Raw genomic sequence first — 20,922 nt, forward strand, 5'->3', positions numbered from 1 at the left:
GCGTCATGATCCCTAAAAGCCTCCCGCCCCGGACTTGATCCGGGGCCTCCAAGCCTCCTCACCGCACAAACGCAGAGGCCCCGGATCAAGTCCGGGGCGGGTATCTGCCAACCGCTGCCCGCTCGCTCTTTCCCGCAATGTCATAAAATCATCACCGATCCGTCGCCCGGCTGTCGCGCCTTACCCCCATCCATCGCCACAACGCTGCACAGCTGTGCAGTGGCACGGGAAAGGGACGGATCGTGAGCGACATCGCCATCGACGCATTGGACAAGCGCTTCGGCCAGACGCAGGTGCTGCATCAGGTCTCGCTCGCCATCGCCGACGGCGAGTTCGTCGCCGTGCTCGGCCCCTCCGGCTGTGGCAAGACCACGCTGCTGCGCTGTCTGGCTGGGTTCGAAAAACTCGACGGCGGCCAGATCGCCATCGGCGGCGAAACCGTCTCCGGCCCTGCCCGCCACCTGCCGCCCGAGAAACGCGGCATCGGTGTGGTGTTCCAGAACTACGCGCTCTGGCCGCATATGAGCGTGGCGCAGAACGTCGCCTACGGGCTGAAGATCGCAGGCCTGCCGAAACCCGACCGCGACAGGCGTGTCGCCCATGTGCTCGATCTCGTCGAACTCGGCCCGCTCGCCAAACGCCGCCCCGCCGATCTTTCCGGCGGCCAGCGCCAGCGCGTGGCGCTGGCCCGCTGCCTCGCCATGGAAAGCCGCGTGGTGCTGCTCGATGAGCCGCTGGCCAATCTCGACATGCATCTGCGCGGCACGCTGGAAGAAGAATTCGCCCGCTTCCACGCCCGCTCGGGCGCTACCATGTTCTACATCACCCACGATCAGGCCGAGGCGCTGGCGCTCGCCGACCGCGTCGCCGTAATGGACCGGGGCCGCATCTTGCAATTCGCCCCCCCGCAGGCGCTGTTCCGCCAGCCCGCCAGCGAGGCGGTCGCGGGCTTCATCGGCGAGGGCCGGGTGCTCGACGGCGAAGGCCTGCACCCCACCGGCGACGGCCTCGCCCGCGCTTCGGTGCTGGGCCATCCGGCCAGGTTGCGCTGCGCCCCCGGCGAACGCCCGCGCCCCCGCGCCCGCATCTCGATCCATCCCGGCGATCTCGACCTGGTGCCCGAGGGCACCCACAACGCCATTTCCGCAAATGTCACCCGCGCCAGCTTTCGCGGCGCCTATCTGCGCACCGAGGTCATGGCCGGCCCCGCGGGCGACGTGCCGCTTTCCCTCAACATCGCCGCGCCCGCCTCGCTGAGGCAAGGGCAGCGGATCTCCCTCGCCCTGCGCGACGGCTGGGTCATCCCCGACACGGCCGCCACACCCTGACCCTTCATCTTTCTGCAAATACTCAAAGGACGGATCTTATGAAGCTTCTCCCCATGACGCTCGCCGCGGCCCTGCTCTCCAGCGCCGCCTATGCGGAAACCACCCTCACCCTCTACACCAGCCAAGCCCCCGAACAGGCGCAGCAGACTGTCGATGCTTTCGAGGCCGCACATCCCGACATCAAGGTCGAATGGACCCGCAACGGCACCTCGGCGCTGATGAACGTGATGCGCGCTGAGATCGAGGCCGGCCAGGTGCAACCCGACGTGCTGCTCGTCGCCGATGTCATCAACCTCGGCGAGCTGAAAGTCGGCGGCCATCTGATGGCCTACCCGGAGGCCCCCGTAGCCGAGTACGCGCCCGAGACCTACGACCCGGACATGACCTTTTTCGGCACCAAGGCGATCACCACCGGCATCGCCTATAACACCCAGATCGCCGAGCCGGTCGAAACCTGGGCCGAGCTGCTGACCGAAGACAATCGCGGCATGATCGCCGTGCCGTCGCCGCTCTATTCCGGCGCCGCGCTGAACCACCTGCACGCGCTGATCAATGCCGACGGTATCGGCTGGGGTTTTTACGAAGGGTTGAACGATCTCGACATCGTGCCCGAGGGCGGCAACGGGCCGGCCACCAAGGCGGTCGCCTCGGGCATGGCGAAATACGCCATCATCGTCGATGCCAACACGCTGCGCGCCAAGGCCGACGGCTCGCCGGTCGATTACATCGCCCCCAAGGACGGCGTCAGCTTCATCACCGAGCCGGCGGCGATCATGGCCACCACCCAGCACCCGGACGAAGCCAAGATCTTCATCGACTTCCTGCTCAGCCGCGAAGGTCAGGAGCTGGTGGCCGAGCAGGGCAACCTGCCGATCCTGCCCGGCGTCGCAGGCCCCGAGGGCTACCCCGCCATCGAAGACATGAAACTGCTGGGCTACAATGTCGAGGCGGCCGTCGAGACCAATGACGCGGTCCGCGCCAAATTCGCCGACATCTTCGGGCTCTGATCCTTTGAGCCTCGCCGACAACACCCCGAAGCGCCCCTACCGGGCGCTTCGTCTGCCCTCAGCACCGGACGGCGAGCGGCTGCTACTGCTCGCGCTGGTGCTATTCGTGGGGGTGCTTTCCATCGTGCCACTGGGGCGTCTGGCCTATGCGGCGCTGTTTCCGCAGGGCGGTTTCGACGCGGCCCGCATCGCCGAGATCCTCGGCGGGCGCCGGGTGGCCGAGGCGGTCGTGAACACGATCTGGATTTCCGTCGCCGCCACCCTGCTCGCCACCGTGACCGGCACGCTCGCGGCGCTGATGACCGGGCTCACCGACATGCGCAACCGCACGCTCTGGGTGTTCGGCTTCGTGCTGCCGCTGATGATCCCGCCGCAGGTGACGGCCCTTGCCTGGATCCAGGCGTTTTCCCCCGCCAGCCCCATTCTCGGCCCGCTCGGCCTGTCGCTGCCGCCGGGCACCCGCCATCCGCTCTATTCCATGGGTGGCATCATTTTCCTTCTCGGCCTCTACAACGCGCCGCTGGTGTTCCTGTCGGTCCGCGCCAGCCTGCAACGCCTGCCCGCCTCGCTGCTCGAAGCCGCGCGGGCCAACGGCGCAGGCGGCTTTGCGCTCACACGCGACATCGTGCTGCCGCTGATCCGGGGCGGCGTCTTTGCCGGGGCCGCGCTGGCCTTTGTCTCTGCCATCGGCAATTTCGGCATTCAGGCGATGCTGGGCATTCCCGCCCGCGTCTCCACGCTCATCACGCTCATCTATCGCAGGCTCAGCTCCTACGGCCCCTCGGCGCTCAACGACATGGCGCTGCTGGCGCTGCTGCTGGCCGGGCTCACCGTCTGCGGCATGGCGGTCACCGCCTGGCTCGGGCGGCGCGGCGACCAGCGGGTCGATGCGGCGCAGCGCCCGCCGCGCATGGCGCTGGGGCGCTGGCGCCTGCCCGTCGAGGCGACCGCCTGGGCCTATCTGCTCGCCTGCCTCGTGCTGCCGCTCTCGGCGCTGTTCGGCACGGCGCTGGTGCGCGGCTACGGCCAGCCGCTGAACGCCGAGACCATCACCTTCGAAAATTTCGCCAATGCGCTCTTTCACCACGAAGGCATCCGCGAGGCCTTTGCCACCAGCCTCTGGCTGACGCTGCTCACCGTGGCGGTGCTGATCCCGGTGGCGGTGGCGCTCGGCTATGTGCTGGTCTGGCGCAAAGGCTGGGTCGCGCGGCTGCTGCGGCTTGCCTCCGAACTCGCCTATGCCCTGCCCGGCATCATCATCGGCGTGGCGATGATCCTCTTTTTCCTGCGCCCCCTGCCGCTGATCGGCACCGGGCTTTACGGCACGGTCTGGGTGATCCTTGCGGCGTATCTGTCGAACTATCTGGCCCTCGCCCTGCGTCCGATCCTCGGTGGTTACGCCCAGATCGAACGCGGGCTCGACGAGGCGGCGCAGCTCGCCGGCGCCGGCATCTTCGCCAGGCTGCGCGACATCGTTCTGCCCTCGCTGGCGCCCTCGGCCATGGCGGCCGGCATCCTCGTCTTCATGACGGCGATCAACGAGATCCAGACCTCGGTGCTGCTGGTCTCGTCGCGCGCCCAGACCATCGGGCCGATGATCATCTTTCTCGAAGAGGCGGGCTCGTCGACGCTGGCCGCCGCCGTGGGCTGCCTGATGGTGCTCCTGGTGCTGGCGCTGATGGGGCTGAGCCTGATCGTCGGGCGCCGTCTGCCCGAGGGGGTACTGCCATGGCGCGACTGACAGCGCTGAGCGGGCTGGGGCGCAAGAGCGCCGCCATCTTCCTGCTGGAAATCGCGGGCAAGCGGCTGCTGCTCGACATGGGCACCGGGCTGGAGGCGGGCGAGCGCCCGGATCTCTCTGGCGCGGGCCGCATCGACGCGGTGCTGCTGAGCCACGCCCATAGCGACCATGTGGGCGCGCTCGACCGGCTGGACGAGATCGGCACACCGACCGTCTTCGCCTCCGCCGAGACCCTGCGCCAGTTGCCCCCCACGCTGCGCCCAGTGCAGTGTGTCGCACTGCCCGAACGGGGATGCGCCGACGTGCTGGGTGTCACCGTAGAAACGGGGCGGGCCGGACACGCGCCGGGCGGGATCTGGATGCGGTTCGACACGGATCACGGCGGGTTCCTCTACACCGGCGATTTCAGCACCGAGACGGCGCTGCTCGCCTGCGACCCGTTTCCCCGCGCGGCAACGGTGCTGGCGGATGCCTCCTATGGCGACCGCGAAGTGGCTTTGTCCGATCAGGTTGCCGCGCTGGCCAAGGCCGCAGAGCGCGGCGCCGTGCTGCCCTGCCCCGCGGACGGGCGTGGGCCTGACATGGTGGCGGCGCTTTCCGCTCGGGGGCTGGAGGTCCACGCCTGCGCGCAGATCGCGGGTGAGATGTCGCGCCTGACAGGCACCCGTCCGTTGCGGGCCGATGCCGACACCGCGCGCCCCGGCCAGATCATCGTCGCGGCCGGGCCGAATGCCGAAGAAGGCCTGCCCGCCGCGCTGCGGGACCGCGCCGGGTTTCGCTTTGTCTTCTCCGGCCATGTGCCACAGACCAGCCCGGCGCACGCAATGATATCCGAGGGGCGCGCCCGCTGGATGGGCTGGAATGTGCACCCGCGCTGCTCCGACGTGGTTGCACTGGCCGACGGCACAGGCGCGGCCCGTGTCCTGCCTGCCTTCGTCGATCTTGCCACCGCGCCGAACCTCGTGGCCGAGCTCGGCCCCCGGCTCTGCCGCGCCACGTCTCTGGAGGTCTGACGCATGACCCGCCACGCCCTGCCGACCGACACCCCCGCCCATGAAGCGCGCGAGGATGCGCGCCCGCTGCTCTATCGCGCAAGCGAGACGCCCGGTCCGGGGCTGGGCGCGCTCTGGCTCGGCAACCTGCCCGCTGCCGAGGATGCGCAGGCGCTGCACGCACATGGCATCACCGCCACACTGAACCTGGCGATGAACATCTTCCCCGGCCCGCTGTCCCTGCCCCACGGCACGCAGGTGCGGCGCTATCAGATCGGCATGATCGACGGGGCGGGCAACGCGCCGCAAACGCTGGCCGCCGCCGTGCAACTGATCGACGGGCTTGCAGCGGGCTATACGCCGGGCAAACCGCATTACCCGGCCCACCGCCCCGGCGGGCTGCTCGTGCATTGCCGCGGCGGGCGCTCACGCTCGGTGACCGTGCTGGCGCTCTGGCTGCATCTGCGCCGTCGCGAAAGCTACCCCGATCTTGCCACCGCCCTTTCGCATCTGCGCGCACTGCGCGGCATGGACGACACCTATCCCCTGCCGCCGATGCTGGCGCTGGCGCAAGAGGTGCTCGACCGGGGGCTCTGCGCGCGATGAGCGGACGACGGCGCTTTGTCTCTGCGGCGGATGTGGCGCGAAGGGCGGGCGTGTCGCGATCGGCGGTGTCGCGGGCGTTTACGCCCGGCGCGCAGGTCTCGGCCACCGCCCGCGAACGCATCCTCGCCGCCGCCGAAGAGCTGGGGTATCGCGTCAACCGGCTGGCACAGACGCTGCATCAGGCGCGCTCGGATCTGGTGGGCGTGGTCGGCGGCAATCTCGGCAACCCCTATATCTCGGCACAGCTCGATGCGCTCAGCGCCGGGCTGCACGCGCGTGGGCTGCAATGCCTGCTGCTGAACAGCGCACAGGGCGGCGCGGCGGATCTGGCGCGGCTACTGGATTACCGGGTGCGCACGGTGGTGTTGCTGTCGGGCGCGGCGCCGGACGATCTGATCCGGCTCTGTGCCAGCAACGGCGCACGCATGGTGCTGATCAACCGCCCCGCCCCGCCCAAAGGCACGCTGGCCGATCTGATCCAGGCGGATTCCGCGCAGGGCGGCCGGCTGGCCGCCGAGCGGCTGATCGCGGCGGGCTGCGGCAATGTGGCGGTGGTGATCTCGGGCTCGCGCACCTCGGCCAAGACAGAACGCGCCGAGGCCTTCGAGGCGGAGATGGCCCGCCACGGCATCCCGGTGACCCGCTGGGCGGAAGGCCCCAACCGCTATGAGACCGGCTGCGCGGCGGCCCGCGCGCTGCTGGCGCGGCCCGGGCTCGACGGCATATTCGGCGTCACCGACGAGCTGGCGCTCGGCGTGCTCAACACCGCGCGGGCCGAACTCGGGCGCACGGTGCCCGGCGATCTGTCGGTGATCGGGTTCGACGACGCGCCGGTCTCGGGCTGGGCCTCGCACCGGCTGACCACGATCCGCCAGTCGCTCGACGCGCTGACCCGCGCCACGCTGGACGCGGTGGACCGCCCCGCCGAAGCGGCGCCGACCTGCGAGCATATCCCGGTGACACTGGTGGAACGGAACAGCGTCGCGTGATCTCTTCGCGCGGCTCCTGAAAATGCCAATGCCTCGTAGGGTGGGCAATCCTGCCCACCGCTCCCTCACCCCGCGTATTTCTCGATAAACGCGTCGATGCTCAGCCGTCGGATATCGGGCAGCGCCGCGCGCAGTGTCTCGTGCGGCCAGTCCCACCAGGCGATCTCCTGCAAGGCCGTGCCCTGCATCTCGGTAAAGCGGCGCTTGATCGGCTGCGCCGCGACGCCGCCGACGATGGTGTAGGGTGCCACATCCTTCGACACCACCGCCCCCGCGCCCACCACGGCGCCATCGCCGATGCGCACCCCCGGCAGCACCGTCACGCCGTGGCCGATCCAGACATCGTGACCGATGCTCACCCAGTGATCCCTGCGCCACTGGAAGAAATCCGCATCGTCCTCGCCCAGCCCGAACTGCGCCGCGCGATAGGTGAAATGATGCTGCGCCGCGCGCCAGGTGGCGTGGTTGCCCGGGTTGATCCGCGCGCCCTCCGCAATCGAGCAGAACTTGCCGATGCTCGACCAGACGACATTGCCGTGTTTGACGATATAGGAATAGTCGCCAAACTCGACCTCGCGCATTGAGACATGGGCCTGCACCTCGGTCCATTTTCCCAGCGTGCAATTGACGACGCTCGAGGTCTCATGGATCGTCGGCGCTTCGGTGAGTTTCTTCATTTTGCGCTTCCCCAGTCGCCGATGATGCGCGCGCGGATCTTGGCCGAGAGGAAGTCGATCACATAGACCATGAGGATGATCAGGAAGATGATCGACCAGGCCTCGTCCCAGCGATAGGCACTGATGCGGTCCGAGAGCAGAAAACCGATGCCGCCTGCCCCGACGATGCCCAGTATGGTGCCCGAGCGCACATTGGATTCGAAATTGTAGAGCAGGATCGAAAAAATCACCGGCAGCACCTGCGGCAGCGTGCCGAAGCGGATCTGCTGGGCCCGCGACCCGCCCGACGCCTTCACGCCCTCGACCGGCTTTTCCGACGTGTTCTCGATTGCTTCCGAGAAGAGCTTGGCAAAGGTGCCGATCTCGCTGACAGCAATCGCAAGGATGCCGGGCAGCGGGCCCAACCCGAAGGCGCGGATGAAGATCAGCGCCAGGATCAGCGTCTCGAAGGCGCGGATGATGTCATAGCCGCGCCGCACCGAGAGCCGCAGGACAGGCAGCCGGTTGATGTTCTTCGCCCCCAGAAAACTCAAGGGGAAGGCAAAGACAGCGCCCAGCAGCGTGCCAAGAAAGGCCATCGACAGCGTCTCGCCCAGCCCTTTCAGGATCTCGGAAAACGCCTCCCAGCTTTTCCAGACATAGGGCGGGAACATAAAGCCCGCGACATCGCCAAAGCGCTGTATGCCGGTCCAGATCCGCGCAGGCGTGATGTCGAAGGCCCAGATGCAGTAGACAATGAGCCCCAGAAACAGCGCCCAGAGTGCCGCCCGGCGCAGGCGCACGGATAGCGGCGCGCGGAAGGCCAGAGGCATCTCTCCCTTGGCCCGCGCGATATCGAGATCGGTGACGCTCATGGCCGTTCCTCCAGCCCGATGATCCGGTGGCGCAGCTTTTCCGAGCCGAAGTCGATCACCACCACGGTCACGAAGATGATGACAAAGAGCGCCGACAGATCGGTATATTCCTGAAAACTCATGGCGGTGCGGAACTCCTGCCCCAGCCCGCCGGCGCCGACATAGCCGATGATCGACGACGAGCGGACATTGATCTCGAAGCGCAGCAGCGTGTAGCTGACGATATTGGGCAGCACTTGCGGCACCGCGCCATAGCGGATCTGATCGAACCAGGTGCCGCCCGCCGCCTTGACGCCTTCGAGCGGCGCCATGTCGATATTCTCGTTCACTTCCGAATAAAGCTTGCCGAGCGCGCCTGTGGCATGCAGCCCCACGGCCATGACACCGGCCATCGGCCCCACCGAAAAGCAGAAGACAAAGATCAGCGCCCAGACCAGCTCGGGCACGGTGCGGGCGATCTCCAGATAGCGGCGGCAGATCCACAGCACCCATCTGTTGGGCGCGAGGTTGCGCGAGGCGGGAAAGCTCAACAGGAACCCGCCGATCACCCCCAGCGTGGTGGCCATGAAGGCGATGAGAATGGTTTCCACCAGCAGCCGCAGCCAGATCTGCCAGCGCCAGAACCATTCCGCCAGATCGGCGCCGAGGCTCTCCCAGCGCAGCACCGGCAGGGTTTTCTCGATATATTCGCCCAGACGCGGGATGCCCGCCGGGACGATCCAGCGCCAGTCGCGCGAGCCGTCCGGCAACGTCACCTGCGTGACCTTGAAGAAATCGCCCAGCCAAGCGGTGGCAAGAAACAGCGCCACGAACACCGCCGTGCCGAGCGCCCAGTTGATCCGCGCCGCCTTGCGCTTGGCGGTGAAATCGCGCTCGAACGCCGAAATCGCGCTCGGCCCGCTGACCGGCGGATAGGCGGTCAGCTCCGCAACATCGCTCATACCTGCCCCCTCATAAAAGAACCGGGGCGCATGATGCGCCCCGGTCTGTTGGTCTCGCCTGGCTTACGAGCCGCGGCGCTGTTCTTTGATCCACTGACGCATATCGACGATCCACTGATAGCGGTCGTGATCGACACGGATGTAGTCGGTATCGGGGTTCTCGTCGGACGGGTCGACCGAGTTGGTGAGGGCGAACCCCTCGGGATCGTTCTCGGCGAAGTTTTCCAGAACCTCGGTCAGCTCTTCGACCATCGCGTCGGGCAGGTTGTTGCGGACAGTCCAGGGGCCGACGGTGATCTCGGGGCTTTCCCAGATGGTGCAGATCACACCGTCCTCGATCATGCCCTTGGAGACCATGCGCTGCGGGATGCCGTCGACCTCGTTGTTCTGATAGGTCGATGCGGTGTCGAAAGTGCCGTTGACGACGCCCTGCACACCGGCCTCATGCGAGCCGGAAAACGGCGTGGCGGCGAAATAGCTGGCCGGGTCGATACCCAGCTTTTCCTTCATGTTGAAGAACGGCACCGCATAGCCCGAGGTGCTGTCGGGATCGGCGAATGCATGGACCTTGCCCTTGGCATCGTCGAGCGACTTGATGCCGCTATCGCAGCGGGTCACGACGATGGAGTTGTAGCCGGTGTTGCCGTCCTGCTTGATGGTGGTGAGGATCGGGCGCACGCCGCCCTCGGTCGCGGTATAGGCGGCCGCATAGGAGGAGGAGCCGAAGCGCGCGATCTCGATCTGGTCGGCGGCCATGGCCTGCACCACACCGTCGTAGTTGCCGGCGGTGAAGATCTCGACCTTCACGCCCAGCTGGCTTTCGAGATACTGGCGCAGCGGCTCGTTGCGCATCAGGCGGTCTTTTTCGTTCTCGCCCGAGAGGATGCCGAACTTGATGACCTGATAGTCATCCTTCCAGCCCTCGGCCATGGCAGGGGCGGCGATGAGCGCCACGAGCGCGGCAGTGGTGAAGAGTTTCATGACGGGTGTCTCCCTGAGATATGTCAGACGTTTAGGAGGTGTCGCGGTCACGCCGGCATAGGCGCCGGGTTGCGCGTGACCGTGGTCGAGGTGACGGCCTCGTTGAACTCTGCGAGTCCCTCCGAGCCGTAGATGTCACGCACCACATCGTCGGTGAGCTGGTGCGCGGTGCCGTCGAACATCACGCGGCCCTCGCGCATCGCGACGATGCGGTCGCAATAGGCGCGCGCGGTATCGAGCGTGTGCAGGTTCACCAGAACGGTCAGCCCGTCCTCGCGGTTGATATTGCGCAGCGCCTCCATCACACGGGTGGCGTTGCCCGGATCGAGCGAGGCGATGGGCTCGTCGGCCAGCATGATGCGCGGGCGCTGCACCAGCGCGCGGGCGATGGCGACGCGCTGCTGCTGCCCGCCCGAGAGCGTGCCGGCGCGTTGCAGCGCCTTGGGCGCCATATCCAGCCGGTCGAGCGCCTGAATCGCAAGCGTGCGCTCTTCGTCGGTGAAGTTCATCGCCATGGAGGCGAGGAACCCGCGCTCCGCCAGCCGTCCGACCAGCACGTTGGTCAGCACGTCGAGCCGGTCGACCAGGTTGAACTGCTGAAAGATCATGGCGCAGTCGCGGCGCCATTGCCGCAGCGCCCTCCCCCGAAGCGCCGTCACGTCGGTATCGCCGTGATGGATCTGGCCCTCGCTGCGGTCGATCAGCCGGTTGATCAGCCGCAACAAGGTGGATTTGCCCGCGCCGGAGCGTCCGATGACGCCCACGAACTGGCCCTGCGGGATTTCGAGCGTCACGCGGTCGACGGCGGTGTTGCCGCCGAAACGGCGCGTAAGCGAAGTGAGGCGAAGCGATGCGTGTTCCATGAGGCCGGAGCATCGCGGCGGCAGATGACGGCTTAAACACATCCGGATGAATTTTGTATCGACGCTTCTTGTCGCTTTCGTGAAGGCCATCGCCCCGGGTGACGGAAAATCAAGCGCTTGCAGGTTTCGCGCTGTTTCCGCCGCCGGAAACCGCCCCACGCAGGCTTTGCGGCGTCATGATTGCATCATAGAAGCGCAGAAAAACCGTCACAAAACCGAAATGCGCCGGTCACCTGCGAGCGTCAGAAATTCATCCGGATCAATCCGCGCCGGGGTGCCGCTCCGGACACACTCAGGGAGCCCCCGACGATGGCCATTATTTTCGAAGGCGCCGAGGTCGTCCTGCCCGAAGGCACCGCACGCGTGTCGCTGCGTGTCGAGGGCGGGCATATCACCGGTCTCGACAGTGCTCCGGACGGCGCAAAACGCATCGACGCGCGCGGGCTGACACTGGCCCCGGCGCTGGTGGATGTGCATGGCGACGCCTTCGAGCGCCAGCTCATGCCGCGTCCGGGCGTGTTCTTTCCGCTCGACATGGCGCTGATGGAGACCGACCGGCAGCTTGCCGCCAACGGAATCGCCACCGCCTATCATGCGCTGACGCTCTCGTGGGAGCCCGGGCTGCGCTCGGTCGACCAGGCCACGCGCATCCTCGACCGGCTTGCGGCGCTGGAGCCCCGACTGGCGGCGGAGAACCGGCTGCAACTGCGCTGGGAGACCTTCTGTTTCGAAGCCCGGCCATTGATCGCGCAAGCTTTGGCCGGCGCGCTGACGCCTTCGGTGGCGTTCAACGATCACACCTCCATGGCGATGCTCGACCCGGCGATTCCCCTACAGGAGCGGCCCTTCGACCTCGTGAACGACTACCCGGCCATCGAACTCACCCGAACCGCCTCCGCAGGAAAGTTCGAGAAACGCGCCGCGCGCGCCGGCATCGACGCCGCCGCCTATCTGCGGCTGCTGGGCGAGATCTGGGAGCGGCGCACGCAGGTGGCAGACGCCATCGCCGAGGTCGGCGGTCAGGCGCGCGCGGTGGCGGCTCCGATGCTCAGCCATGACGACACCCAGATCGAAACCCGCGACTTCTATCGCGGCCATGGCGCGCGGATCAGCGAATTTCCAATGAACGAGACCGTCGCGCGCGCGGCGCGCGAGGCCGGCGACTGGATCGTCTTCGGCGCGCCCAACGCGGCGCGTGGCGGCAGCCATCTCGGCTCGCCAGGCGCCGCCGATATGGTGGCGCGCGGACTTTGCGATATCCTCGCGTCCGATTACTACTACCCCGCCATGCTCGCCGCCGTTGCGCGGATGCGCGCCGAGAATCTCGCACCGCTGCACGCGCTTTGGCAGCTGGTCAGCGCCAACCCGGCAAAGGCCTCCGGTCTGCACGACCGGGGCGAGATCGCGCCCGGCAAACGTGCCGATCTGGTGCTGCTCGACTGGCCCGAGGGCGGCGCGCCCGCGCCGGTTCTGACGCTGCGGGCCGGGCGCGTGGCACATGCAGCACGAGGCTTCGGGCTTTGATCTGCGAGGCCGCCGAGCGGTTCGAGGGGCTGGCAGAGACCTATGCGCTGCACCGGCCCGGCTATCCGGTGGCGGCTTTTTCCGATCTGACGGCACAGGTGGACTGCGCGGCGCGCATCGCGGTCGATGTGGGCGCGGGCCCCGGCAACTCAACCCGCGCGCTGCGCGCGGCGCTGCCGCAGGACTGGCTGGTGATGGCGGTGGAGCCCGGGCGCGACATGCGCCGGGTTCTGGCGCGCAGCTTTCGCGACGAACCGCGGGTGCAGGTCGACGAGGGCGCTGCCGAGGCGCTGCCCCTGCCCGACGGCTCCGCCGGGCTGCTCACCGCCTGCGCCGCCTTTCACTGGTTCGACCGCGCCGCATTTTTCACCGAGGCCGCGCGGGTGCTGGCGCCGGGCGGCGTTCTGGCGCTGGTGCGCAACCGCCGGGTGTGCTGCCCGCTGGTCGCAGCTTTCGACGCCTATGTCGCCGAACAATCGGTCGAAGTGTCGGATTTCCAGGCGCGCGAACGCTCCAAGGAGCCCACCGTACGCGATCTGGGCGCGCTGGAGGCGTTCCGCTCGGGCAAGTCGCGCACCTATTCATGGCAGCAGGAAATGGACTTTCAGGGGCTGATAGATCTGTATCTGACCCGCGCCACGGTCTGGGCGCTGGTGCGTCGCATGGGGCTGGGCCGGGTGCTGGAGGATCTGCGCGCGCTCTGCGAGATCCATGGCGGCACCGGACGCTTTACCCTGGAGTGGGAAACCACGGTGAAATGGACCCGGCGGCGCTGAGACGGAGGCCGTAGCGGCCCCCGCCATGAGAGGTCAGACGATACCGCCCTTGATCAGACGGTCGGCGAGCTGGGCATAGGCCTGCGCCATCACGCCATCGCCAAGCGCCACCGGCGTGCCGGCGTCACCGCCGAGCCGGGTTTCGAGGTCGATGGGCAGATTGGCCAGCACCGGCAGGCCAAGCCGCTCCGCCTCTGCCGCCACGCCACCCTCACCGAAGAGATGCGCCTCGTGGCCGCAATTGGGACATTTATATAGAGACATGTTCTCGATCAGCCCCAGCACCGGCACCTTCAGCGTCTCGAACGCGTCGAGCGCCTTCTTGGCGTCGAGCATCGCCACATCCTGCGGCGTCGAGACCACGATGGCGCCGGCAAGGTCGCTCTTCTGTCCGAGCGTGAGCTGCACATCGCCGGTGCCAGGCGGCAGATCGACGATCAGCACGTCGAGCTCGCCCCATTCCACCTGCATCATCATCTGCTGAAGCGCGCCCATCAGCATCGGACCGCGCCAGACCACCGCCTTGTCCTCGGGCAGCATGAGCCCGATCGACATCAGGGTCACCCCATGCGCGTGCAGCGGAATGATGGTCTTGCCGTCCGGGCTTGCCGGGCGCTTGGACAGGCCGAACATGCGCGGCTGCGAGGGCCCGTGAATATCGGCGTCGAGCAGGCCGACCTTCTTGCCAGCCTTGGCCAACGCCACGGCGAGATTCGACGACACGGTGGATTTGCCCACCCCGCCCTTGCCGGACCCGATGGCGATAACCGCCTTGACGCCTGGCGGATTCATCCGGCCCTCCTGCGGCTGCGGATGGCCGCCCACCTTCAGCGAAGGCGGCTTGGGCGCGGCGGCCGGCGTGTGCGCCGTCAGCGCCACGCGCACGGACTGCACACCGGGAATCGCCGCGACGAGCTTTTCCGCCGCCACGCGCAGCGGCTCCATCTGGCCCGCGATCTGGGGGCTCGGCGCCTCGATGACAAAGCGGACATCGCCGCCTTCGACGCTCAAAGCTCGAATCATGTCTCTGGAAATCAGGTTTCCCCCGTCGGGCAGCGGCAGCCGTTCCAGTTCGGCCTTCACCGCCTCGATTGTCCGGCTCATGTCTCGTCCTTTCCCTATACGCAAACCGACGTAAGGTCACATTGCGGTGGATGCAATCCTCGCCCAGATTGCGCCTAATTATTACGCTTAACGCCTTGCTTTCGCTCAGCTCCCCGCCAAAAACCCTATGCGTTATCCGCATAGCGGCATTGTGGCTTCGCGGGATTGTGCAGTTGCAGCATTTGCCCCAAATTGGTCGCAACACCGCAATAGACCGACACAGGCAAGTTAATCAAATGGCATACGCAACCGAACAGACCTCCCGCAGCCAAAGCGGTTTGACCGGACGCTTCGCCGATCTCGCCGCGGGTCTGCGCGAACATCTGGCACGGCGCCGTCTCTACAAGGAGACGTTCCGCGAACTGGCGGCGCTGAGCAACCGCGAACTTGGCGACCTGGGGCTGAACCGCTCGATGATCCGCCGGATCGCATGGCAGGCCGCCTACGGCGCCTGACACACAGGAATTGGTTTCGAAGGGCTCTCTCCTCCTCCCTGAGCCCTTCGGACATCGGCGGCGGCCTCACTCCTCCTCCCGAGGCCGCCGCCGCAAAGAACAAGGGGCAGAAATGCCCTAGACGACATCGAAGACCCTCTCCTCCTCCCTTGGGTCTTTCGTGTCAGCGACGGTGCCTCTCCTCCTCCCTGGCACCGTCGCACCCTACATCCGGGCTGAACGCCTGACAATTTCGGAGCCCCCTCTCCTCCTCCCTGGGGCCTTCGATACGCGGCGGGGTCTCTCCTCCTCCCTGACCCCGCCGCACCGAACATAGGGGCCCGATGCCCCACCGGAACGAAGACCCTCTCCTCCTCCCTGGGTCTTTCGTGACCGCGACGGGGCCTCTCCTCCTCCCTGGCCCCGTCGCACACCACAACAAGAGCCGCGAGGCTCACCAGTTTCTGGAGCCCCTCTCCTCCTCCCTGGGGTGTCTGGAAAATCGACGGCGGTGCCCTCTCCTCCTCCCTGGGCACCGCCGTTTCCTTTTCTCCCCCCTGCTCATGACCGCTCATCCGCCGCAGGACGGCCCGGATTCGCGGCCTTCCCCTTCCCCACGGCTTTCGATAGACGAGACGGGACGACAGATGCAGGCACGGGAAGACACCCATGGCGATGGAAAAGACATTCGACGCAGGCCAGGCCGAGGCGCGGATCTACGAGGCATGGGAGAAGGCGGGCGCCTTCAAGGCCGGGGCCAACGCCTCGCGCTCTGAAACCTTCAGCATCATGATCCCGCCGCCCAATGTGACGGGCTCGCTGCATATGGGCCATGCGTTCAACAACACCTTGCAGGATATCCTGATCCGCTGGCACCGCATGCGCGGCTTCGACACGCTGTGGCAGCCCGGTCAGGACCATGCGGGCATTGCCACCCAGATGGTGGTCGAGCGTAAACTGGCGCAGGAGCAGCAACCCTCCCGCCGCGAGATGGGGCGCGAGGCCTTCACCGCGAAGATCTGGGAATGGAAGCAGCAATCAGGCGGCACCATCATCAACCAGCTCAAGCGGCTGGGCGCCTCCTGCGACTGGTCGCGCAACGCCTTCACCATGTCCGGCGCCGAAGGGGCGCCCGCGGGCGAAGAGGGCAATTTCCACGATGCGGTGATCAAGGTCTTTGTCGACATGTACGACAAGGGGCTGATCTATCGCGGCAAGCGGCTGGTGAACTGGGATCCGCATTTCGAGACCGCGATCTCCGATCTCGAGGTCGAGAATATCGAGGTGCCGGGCCATATGTGGCACTTCAAATACCCGCTCGCCGGAGGCGAGACCTATGAGTATTTGGAGAAAGATGAAGACGGCAACGTGCTCTTCCGCGAGGAGCGCGATTACATCTCCATCGCCACCACCCGCCCCGAGACCATGCTGGGCGACGGCGCCGTCGCGGTGCACCCCTCGGACGAACGCTATGCGCCCATCGTCGGCAAGCTCTGCGAGATCCCGGTGGGGCCGAAGAAACACCGCCGGCTGATTCCCATTATCACCGACGACTACCCCGATCCCGATTTCGGCTCGGGCGCGGTGAAGATCACCGGCGCGCATGATTTCAACGACTATCAGGTCGCCAAGCGCGGCGGCATCCCGATGTACCGGCTGATGGACACGCGCGGCACCATGCGCGAGGACGGCAAGCCTTATGCGGATTGCGCCGAGATCGCGCAGCAGGTCGCGCGCGGCGAGCTGGAGCTGACCGAGGCCGAGGCGGATGCGATCAACCTGGTGCCCGACCATCTGCGCGGGCTCGACCGGTTCGAGGCGCGCGAGGCGGTGATCCGCGAGATCACCGAAGAGGGTCTCGCGGTGATGACCGAGGTGACCGACACGCGGCTCGGCGCTGCGGCGGGCAAGGCGCCGGTCGCCCCCGAAGAGGGCGGGGAGGCGCGCGACGAAGAGGCGCAATGGGTGCCCCTGGTCGAGTCGAAACCGATCATGCAGCCCTTTGGCGACCGCTCCAAGGTGGTGATCGAGCCGATGCTCACCGACCAGTGGTTCGTCGATACCGCCAAGATCGTCGGCCCGGCGCTCGACGCGGTGAAGGACGGCACGGTCAGGATCCTGCCCGAGAGCGGCGAGAAGACCTATTACCACTGGCTGGAGAATATCGAGCCCTGGTGCATCTCGCGTCAGCTCTGGTGGGGGCATCAGATCCCGGTCTGGCACACCCCCGGCTTTGGCGGCGAATGGCGCAGCTTCTGCGCCGCGACCGAGGAAGAGGCGCTGGCCAAGATGCGCGATTTCTTCGGCTTCTTCGGTGAGGATACCGAGTTCCTCCTCGTCGAGGATGCCGCCGCCGCCGAGGATCTGCTCGCCGACCTGCTGTCGCAGGGCACCGATTACACCGGCGTCGATCAGCGCCGACGCGCGCAGGCGATCCCGGTCTTCCGCGATCCGGACGTGCTCGACACCTGGTTCAGCTCGGGCCTCTGGCCGATCGGCACGCTGGGCTGGCCGGAAAAGACCCCCGAGCTGGAGAAATACTTCCCCACCGACGTGCTGGTGACCGGGCAGGACATCCTGTTCTTCTGGGTTGCGCGCATGATGATGATGCAGCTCGCCGTGGTGGACGAGATCCCGTTCCACACGGTCTATCTGCATGGGCTCGTGCGCGACGCCAAGGGCAAGAAGATGTCCAAGTCGCTCGGCAATGTGGTCGATCCGCTTGAGATCATCGACGAATACGGCGCCGACGCGCTGCGCTTTACCAATGCCGCCATGGCAAGCCTCGGTGGCGTGCTGAAGCTCGATATGCAGCGCATCGCCGGCTACCGGAATTTCGGCACCAAGCTGTGGAATGCCGCGCGCTTTGCCGAGATGAACGAGGCGGTGGGGCTCGGGGGCGGCATGCCGCAACCGCAGGCCACGGTGAACAAGTGGATCCTCGGCGAGACCGCCCGTGTCCGCGAGACCGTCGATGCGGCGCTGGAGGAATACCGGTTCAACGACGCGGCGCAGGCGCTTTACGCCTTTGTCTGGGGCGTGGTCTGCGACTGGTATGTCGAGTTCTCCAAACCCCTCCTGCAAGGCGAGGATGCGGCGGCCCGGGCCGAGACGCAGGCCACCATGTCCTGGGTCATCGACCAGTGCCTGATCCTGCTGCACCCGATCATGCCCTTCATCACCGAAGAGGTCTGGGGCACGCTGGGCGAACGCTCCAAGATGCTGATCCATGCCGACTGGCCGGTCTACACGACCGAGGAGCTTCTCGATCCGGCCGCCGATGCCGAGATGACCTGGGTGATCTCGCTGATTGAGGGCGTGCGCTCGGCGCGGGCGCAGATGCATGTGCCGGTGGGGCTCTACGTGCCGGTGCTGGTGAGCGAAATCGACGCCGCCGGCGAGGCCGCCTGGACCAATAACGAGACGCTGATCAAGCGGCTGGCGCGACTCGAAAGCCTCACCAAGGTCGAGAGCTTCCCCAAGGGCACGGTCACCGTGCCGGTGGGCGGCGCGGTCTTTGGCCTGCCGCTGGCCGATATCATCGATGTCGAGGAGGAAAAGGCCCGGCTCGAAAAGGGAATCGCCAAGCTCGCCAAGGAGCTGGGCGGGCTGCGCGGCCGGCTGAAGAACCCGAAATTCATCGAAAGCGCCCCCGAGGAGGTGGTCGAGGAGACCCGCGACAACCTCGCTGCGCGCGAAGAGGAAGAGGCCAAACTCAAGGACGCGCTGGCGCGGCTCTCGGAGCTCGGCTGAGCCTCAGCAGTTGGAAAGCGCAAGGGCCGGGTCTTTCCCCGGCCCTTTTCGCATCCCCCTGCCCATCATCTTTCTGAAAATACTCGAAAACCGCCGCGCCGCCGGGCACGGCGCTTGGCATGTGCGCGGCAGCGCTGCCCGCCGCTCAGGCCCGCCAGAACCGCAGCGTGAAGAGCGTGAACACCGCCATGACCTCGAGACGCCCGGTAAGCATGGCAAAGGCCAGCATCCATTTCGCGGTGTCGTTGATCTCGGCGAAATTGCCCGCCGGGCCGATCATGTCGCCCAGACCGGGGCCCACATTGGCAAGCGCCGTCGCAGCCCCCGAGAGCGAGGTGATGAAATCGAGCCCGGTCATTCCCAGCCCAACCGAAAGCACGCCCAGCGACACCACGAAAAAGCCGAAGAAGGCCAGCACCGAATAGAGCGTCTCGTCATCCACCGTCCGGCCCTGAAAGCGCGGCGCAAAGACGCCATGCGGCGCGCGGATCCGCTTCAGCTGAACGGCGATCGAGGCGAAGAGGATCTGATAGCGGAAAATCTTGACCGAACAGGCTGTCGAGCCGGCGCAGCCGCCGATCAGCCCGATGAAGAAGAACAAAGTGATCAGAAACGGGCCCCAGCCCATGTAGTCCACCGAGGCATAGCCGGTGCCCGAGATGATCGAGGTGATATTGAACAAAGCCTCGCGCACCGCCTGTTCGGGGTGATGCGGAAAGATCGACAGCAGCGTCACCACCATCACCGAGACCAGCGCAGCGATGGTGTAGAGGAACACCCGCACCTGGCTGTCGCGCCAGATCGCGATACGGTTGCCGTTGATCATCTGCACATAGCGCACGAAGGGCAGCGCGGCGAGGATCATGAAGACCGAGGCGACATATTCCGCCGGCCCCGAGAACGCGCCGAAACTGGCGTCGTAATTGGCAAAGCCCCCGGTCGAGAGCGTGGTAAGCGCATGCACCGTGGCGTCGAACGGGTTCATCCCACAGAATAGGTAGGCCACCGCGCAAGCCAGTGTCAGCGCCACATAGATGGTCGAGATCGAGGATGCGATCTCGGTCGCGCGCGGCAGGATCTTGCCCATGGTCTCGAAGGCTTCTGAGCGAAAGACCTGCATGCCGCCCACCCGCAGCTCGGGCAGGAACACCATGGCGACGACGATGATGCCGATACCGCCCAGCCATTGCAGGATGCCGCGCCACAGGAGCAGCCCCTTGGGCAGCGTATCGAGCCCCGAGAACACCGTGGAGCCGGTGGTGGTGAGCCCCGACATGGCCTCGAAATAGGCGTCGGTAAAGCTCGCCTCGGTGGCGCCGAAGATAAACGGCAGCCCGCCGAAGAGCGGCAGCGCCGCCCAGACGCCCACGGTCAGCAGGAAGGTCTGTTGCAGCGTCAGCCCCTGTTTCACCGCATTGGCGCAGGCCAGCGAGATGAGCCCGCCGGTGAGCATGGTCACCAGCCCGGTTTCGAGGAACACATGCCACTCGCCCCGCCCTTCGGCGATATCCACGAGCATCGGCAGAAACATGGTGGCGCCGAGCGTGGCGACCAGCAGGCCGATCACATAGGCGACGGGGCGTATGTCGAACATGCGCGCAGCGTTGGCCTGCCCCTTCGCGGCTGTCAAGCGATGCGCGACCGATTGCGGCGCGGCGCGGTTCACACGCCGCAGCCCAGAGCGCATCGAGGCTCAATGCATAAGGACCAGCCGCACCCGCGCATCGACGTCCCGCCGCAACCGCTCAGCGTCCCAGCCCCCGCGGCCCCGGAACATATAGCCCTGCCGGATGTCGAACAGCAGCGCCGCCCGTTCGCGTGACGGAAAATCGGGCGGCAGCGTGCCTTTTGCTATTTCGCGATCGAAGCGCGCCGCCAGCCGCTTTTCGGTCTCCTCAATGGCACTCTCAACACGTTCGGCAACGCCGTCCACCTGACCGACCGTGGTCACCACGCTGGAGGCCAGAAAGCAGCCCTTCGCACCGCTTTCATGTTCCGTCGCCATATGAATCACCGCGAGCAGGAAGTTCCGCACCGCCGCGCCTATTTCGTCTTCCGTCTCGAAGGCGACGATAGGCGCGCAGGAATCCGCCTCGCAATAATGATCGATCGTCTTGAGATACAGCGCGCGCTTGTCGCCGAAGGCCGCGTAGAGGCTGGGTCCGGTGATCCCCATGGCGCCGGTCAGATCCCGCAACGACGCACCGTCATAGCCCTTGGCCCAGAACACCGACATCGCTTCTGTCAGCGCCTTGTCGTAGTCGAAGCCACGCGGCCGGCCAATTTTTTTTGTATCAGTCAATATATAACACCTTGACGCCTGAAGTGCCTTGTATTTTATGTATCAAACGA

18 protein-coding genes are annotated in these 20,922 nt (G+C 66.4%); 10 read left to right on the forward strand and 8 right to left on the reverse strand.

What is annotated here, in order from left to right; genetic code table 11:
- Positions 1-242 precede the first annotated feature (242 nt).
- The 6 genes from I6N89_RS08370 to I6N89_RS08395 are packed head-to-tail and all read left to right on the forward strand — an operon-like array spanning position 243 to position 6,663.
- Positions 243-1,328 (forward strand): ABC transporter ATP-binding protein, encoded by a 1,086-nt coding sequence (locus tag I6N89_RS08370; protein WP_207017831.1) that lies wholly within the window; start codon positions 243-245, stop codon positions 1,326-1,328.
- A 38-nt stretch (positions 1,329-1,366) separates the two neighbouring features.
- Positions 1,367-2,335 (forward strand): ABC transporter substrate-binding protein, encoded by a 969-nt coding sequence (locus tag I6N89_RS08375; RefSeq protein ID WP_076695811.1) that lies wholly within the window; start codon positions 1,367-1,369, stop codon positions 2,333-2,335.
- Positions 2,336-2,339: 4 nt separating this feature from the next.
- A complete protein-coding gene (locus I6N89_RS08380) occupies positions 2,340-4,076 on the forward strand; it encodes an ABC transporter permease (RefSeq protein WP_207017834.1) in 1,737 nt (578 codons plus the stop codon).
- Positions 4,064-5,089 (forward strand): MBL fold metallo-hydrolase, encoded by a 1,026-nt coding sequence (locus tag I6N89_RS08385; protein WP_207017835.1) that lies wholly within the window; start codon positions 4,064-4,066, stop codon positions 5,087-5,089. The genes I6N89_RS08380 and I6N89_RS08385 overlap by 13 nt, the downstream gene beginning before the upstream one ends.
- 3 nt (positions 5,090-5,092) lie before the next feature.
- Complete coding sequence (locus tag I6N89_RS08390) at positions 5,093-5,674, forward strand: dual specificity protein phosphatase family protein (RefSeq protein ID WP_207017837.1); 582 nt, start codon at positions 5,093-5,095, stop codon at positions 5,672-5,674.
- Positions 5,671-6,663: a LacI family DNA-binding transcriptional regulator gene (locus I6N89_RS08395; protein ID WP_207017839.1), complete on the forward strand. Its 993-nt coding sequence runs from the start codon at positions 5,671-5,673 to the stop codon at positions 6,661-6,663. The genes I6N89_RS08390 and I6N89_RS08395 overlap by 4 nt, the downstream gene beginning before the upstream one ends.
- A gap of 65 nt (positions 6,664-6,728) precedes the next feature.
- Here I6N89_RS08395 and I6N89_RS08400 read toward each other — a convergent pair whose 3' ends face one another.
- The 5 genes from I6N89_RS08400 to phnC all read right to left on the reverse strand — a co-directional run bounded on the left by I6N89_RS08400 (position 6,729) and on the right by phnC (position 10,979).
- On the reverse strand, positions 6,729-7,340 hold the full coding sequence (locus tag I6N89_RS08400) for a DapH/DapD/GlmU-related protein (protein WP_207017840.1): 612 nt from the start codon (positions 7,338-7,340) through the stop codon (positions 6,729-6,731).
- Positions 7,337-8,194 carry a phosphonate ABC transporter, permease protein PhnE gene (gene phnE / locus I6N89_RS08405; RefSeq protein WP_207017842.1) on the reverse strand — a complete coding sequence of 286 codons (858 nt, stop codon included), beginning with the start codon at positions 8,192-8,194 and terminating at the stop codon, positions 7,337-7,339. Before phnE (I6N89_RS08405) ends, I6N89_RS08400 begins: the two co-directional genes overlap by 4 nt.
- On the reverse strand, positions 8,191-9,135 hold the full coding sequence (gene phnE, locus I6N89_RS08410; RefSeq protein WP_207017844.1) for a phosphonate ABC transporter, permease protein PhnE: 945 nt from the start codon (positions 9,133-9,135) through the stop codon (positions 8,191-8,193). The genes phnE (I6N89_RS08405) and phnE (I6N89_RS08410) overlap by 4 nt, the downstream gene beginning before the upstream one ends.
- A gap of 63 nt (positions 9,136-9,198) precedes the next feature.
- On the reverse strand, positions 9,199-10,116 hold the full coding sequence (phnD, locus tag I6N89_RS08415; RefSeq protein WP_207017846.1) for a phosphonate ABC transporter substrate-binding protein: 918 nt from the start codon (positions 10,114-10,116) through the stop codon (positions 9,199-9,201).
- A gap of 47 nt (positions 10,117-10,163) precedes the next feature.
- Positions 10,164-10,979: a phosphonate ABC transporter ATP-binding protein gene (phnC, locus tag I6N89_RS08420; RefSeq protein WP_207017847.1), complete on the reverse strand. Its 816-nt coding sequence runs from the start codon at positions 10,977-10,979 to the stop codon at positions 10,164-10,166.
- 309 nt (positions 10,980-11,288) lie between these two features.
- On the opposite strand from phnC, the gene I6N89_RS08425 reads away from it, so the two are divergent.
- Both I6N89_RS08425 and I6N89_RS08430 read left to right on the forward strand, forming a co-directional pair.
- Positions 11,289-12,503: an alpha-D-ribose 1-methylphosphonate 5-triphosphate diphosphatase gene (locus I6N89_RS08425; protein WP_207017849.1), complete on the forward strand. Its 1,215-nt coding sequence runs from the start codon at positions 11,289-11,291 to the stop codon at positions 12,501-12,503.
- A complete protein-coding gene (locus I6N89_RS08430) occupies positions 12,500-13,279 on the forward strand; it encodes a class I SAM-dependent methyltransferase (RefSeq protein ID WP_207017851.1) in 780 nt (259 codons plus the stop codon). Before I6N89_RS08425 ends, I6N89_RS08430 begins: the two co-directional genes overlap by 4 nt.
- Before the next feature lie 33 nt (positions 13,280-13,312).
- Here the strand turns inward: I6N89_RS08430 and I6N89_RS08435 are convergent, their stop codons facing one another.
- Positions 13,313-14,383 (reverse strand): Mrp/NBP35 family ATP-binding protein, encoded by a 1,071-nt coding sequence (locus tag I6N89_RS08435; protein ID WP_207017853.1) that lies wholly within the window; start codon positions 14,381-14,383, stop codon positions 13,313-13,315.
- A gap of 236 nt (positions 14,384-14,619) precedes the next feature.
- Between I6N89_RS08435 and I6N89_RS08440 the strand changes: the two genes are divergently transcribed.
- Entirely contained in the window at positions 14,620-14,838 is a 219-nt protein-coding gene (locus tag I6N89_RS08440; RefSeq protein WP_207017855.1) for a DUF1127 domain-containing protein, read from the forward strand.
- Positions 14,839-15,486: 648 nt separating this feature from the next.
- The gene (locus tag I6N89_RS08445; protein WP_207017864.1) at positions 15,487-18,570 is read left to right on the forward strand and encodes a valine--tRNA ligase; all 3,084 of its coding nucleotides are present in this window, start codon (positions 15,487-15,489) and stop codon (positions 18,568-18,570) included.
- Between the two features lie 145 nt (positions 18,571-18,715).
- On the opposite strand, the gene I6N89_RS08450 is transcribed toward I6N89_RS08445, so the two are convergent.
- Both I6N89_RS08450 and I6N89_RS08455 read right to left on the reverse strand, forming a co-directional pair.
- On the reverse strand, positions 18,716-20,164 hold the full coding sequence (locus I6N89_RS08450) for a TrkH family potassium uptake protein (RefSeq protein ID WP_207017867.1): 1,449 nt from the start codon (positions 20,162-20,164) through the stop codon (positions 18,716-18,718).
- 99 nt (positions 20,165-20,263) lie between these two features.
- Positions 20,264-20,806: a TetR/AcrR family transcriptional regulator gene (locus I6N89_RS08455; RefSeq protein WP_236016529.1), complete on the reverse strand. Its 543-nt coding sequence runs from the start codon at positions 20,804-20,806 to the stop codon at positions 20,264-20,266.
- Positions 20,807-20,922: the final 116 nt, after the last annotated feature.

Origin of the sequence: Salipiger abyssi, assembly GCF_017311415.1 — a bacterium.
Classification (GTDB): Bacteria; Pseudomonadota; Alphaproteobacteria; order Rhodobacterales; family Rhodobacteraceae; genus Salipiger; species Salipiger abyssi_A.

Coding starts and splice junctions, on each gene's coding strand:
- I6N89_RS08390 (WP_207017837.1), top strand. CDS start 5,093: ATGACCCGCCACGCCCTGCCGACCGACACCCCCGCCCATGAAGCGCGC.
- I6N89_RS08395 (WP_207017839.1), top strand. CDS start 5,671: ATGAGCGGACGACGGCGCTTTGTCTCTGCGGCGGATGTGGCGCGAAGG.
- I6N89_RS08425 (WP_207017849.1), top strand. CDS start 11,289: ATGGCCATTATTTTCGAAGGCGCCGAGGTCGTCCTGCCCGAAGGCACC.
- I6N89_RS08445 (WP_207017864.1), top strand. CDS start 15,487: ATGGCGATGGAAAAGACATTCGACGCAGGCCAGGCCGAGGCGCGGATC.
- I6N89_RS08385 (WP_207017835.1), top strand. CDS start 4,064: ATGGCGCGACTGACAGCGCTGAGCGGGCTGGGGCGCAAGAGCGCCGCC.
- I6N89_RS08435 (WP_207017853.1), bottom strand. CDS start 14,383: ATGAGCCGGACAATCGAGGCGGTGAAGGCCGAACTGGAACGGCTGCCG.
- I6N89_RS08375 (WP_076695811.1), top strand. CDS start 1,367: ATGAAGCTTCTCCCCATGACGCTCGCCGCGGCCCTGCTCTCCAGCGCC.
- phnE (WP_207017842.1), bottom strand. CDS start 8,194: ATGAGCGTCACCGATCTCGATATCGCGCGGGCCAAGGGAGAGATGCCT.
- I6N89_RS08450 (WP_207017867.1), bottom strand. CDS start 20,164: ATGTTCGACATACGCCCCGTCGCCTATGTGATCGGCCTGCTGGTCGCC.
- I6N89_RS08400 (WP_207017840.1), bottom strand. CDS start 7,340: ATGAAGAAACTCACCGAAGCGCCGACGATCCATGAGACCTCGAGCGTC.
- I6N89_RS08440 (WP_207017855.1), top strand. CDS start 14,620: ATGGCATACGCAACCGAACAGACCTCCCGCAGCCAAAGCGGTTTGACC.
- phnD (WP_207017846.1), bottom strand. CDS start 10,116: ATGAAACTCTTCACCACTGCCGCGCTCGTGGCGCTCATCGCCGCCCCT.
- phnE (WP_207017844.1), bottom strand. CDS start 9,135: ATGAGCGATGTTGCGGAGCTGACCGCCTATCCGCCGGTCAGCGGGCCG.
- I6N89_RS08455 (WP_236016529.1), bottom strand. CDS start 20,806: ATGTCGGTGTTCTGGGCCAAGGGCTATGACGGTGCGTCGTTGCGGGAT.
- phnC (WP_207017847.1), bottom strand. CDS start 10,979: ATGGAACACGCATCGCTTCGCCTCACTTCGCTTACGCGCCGTTTCGGC.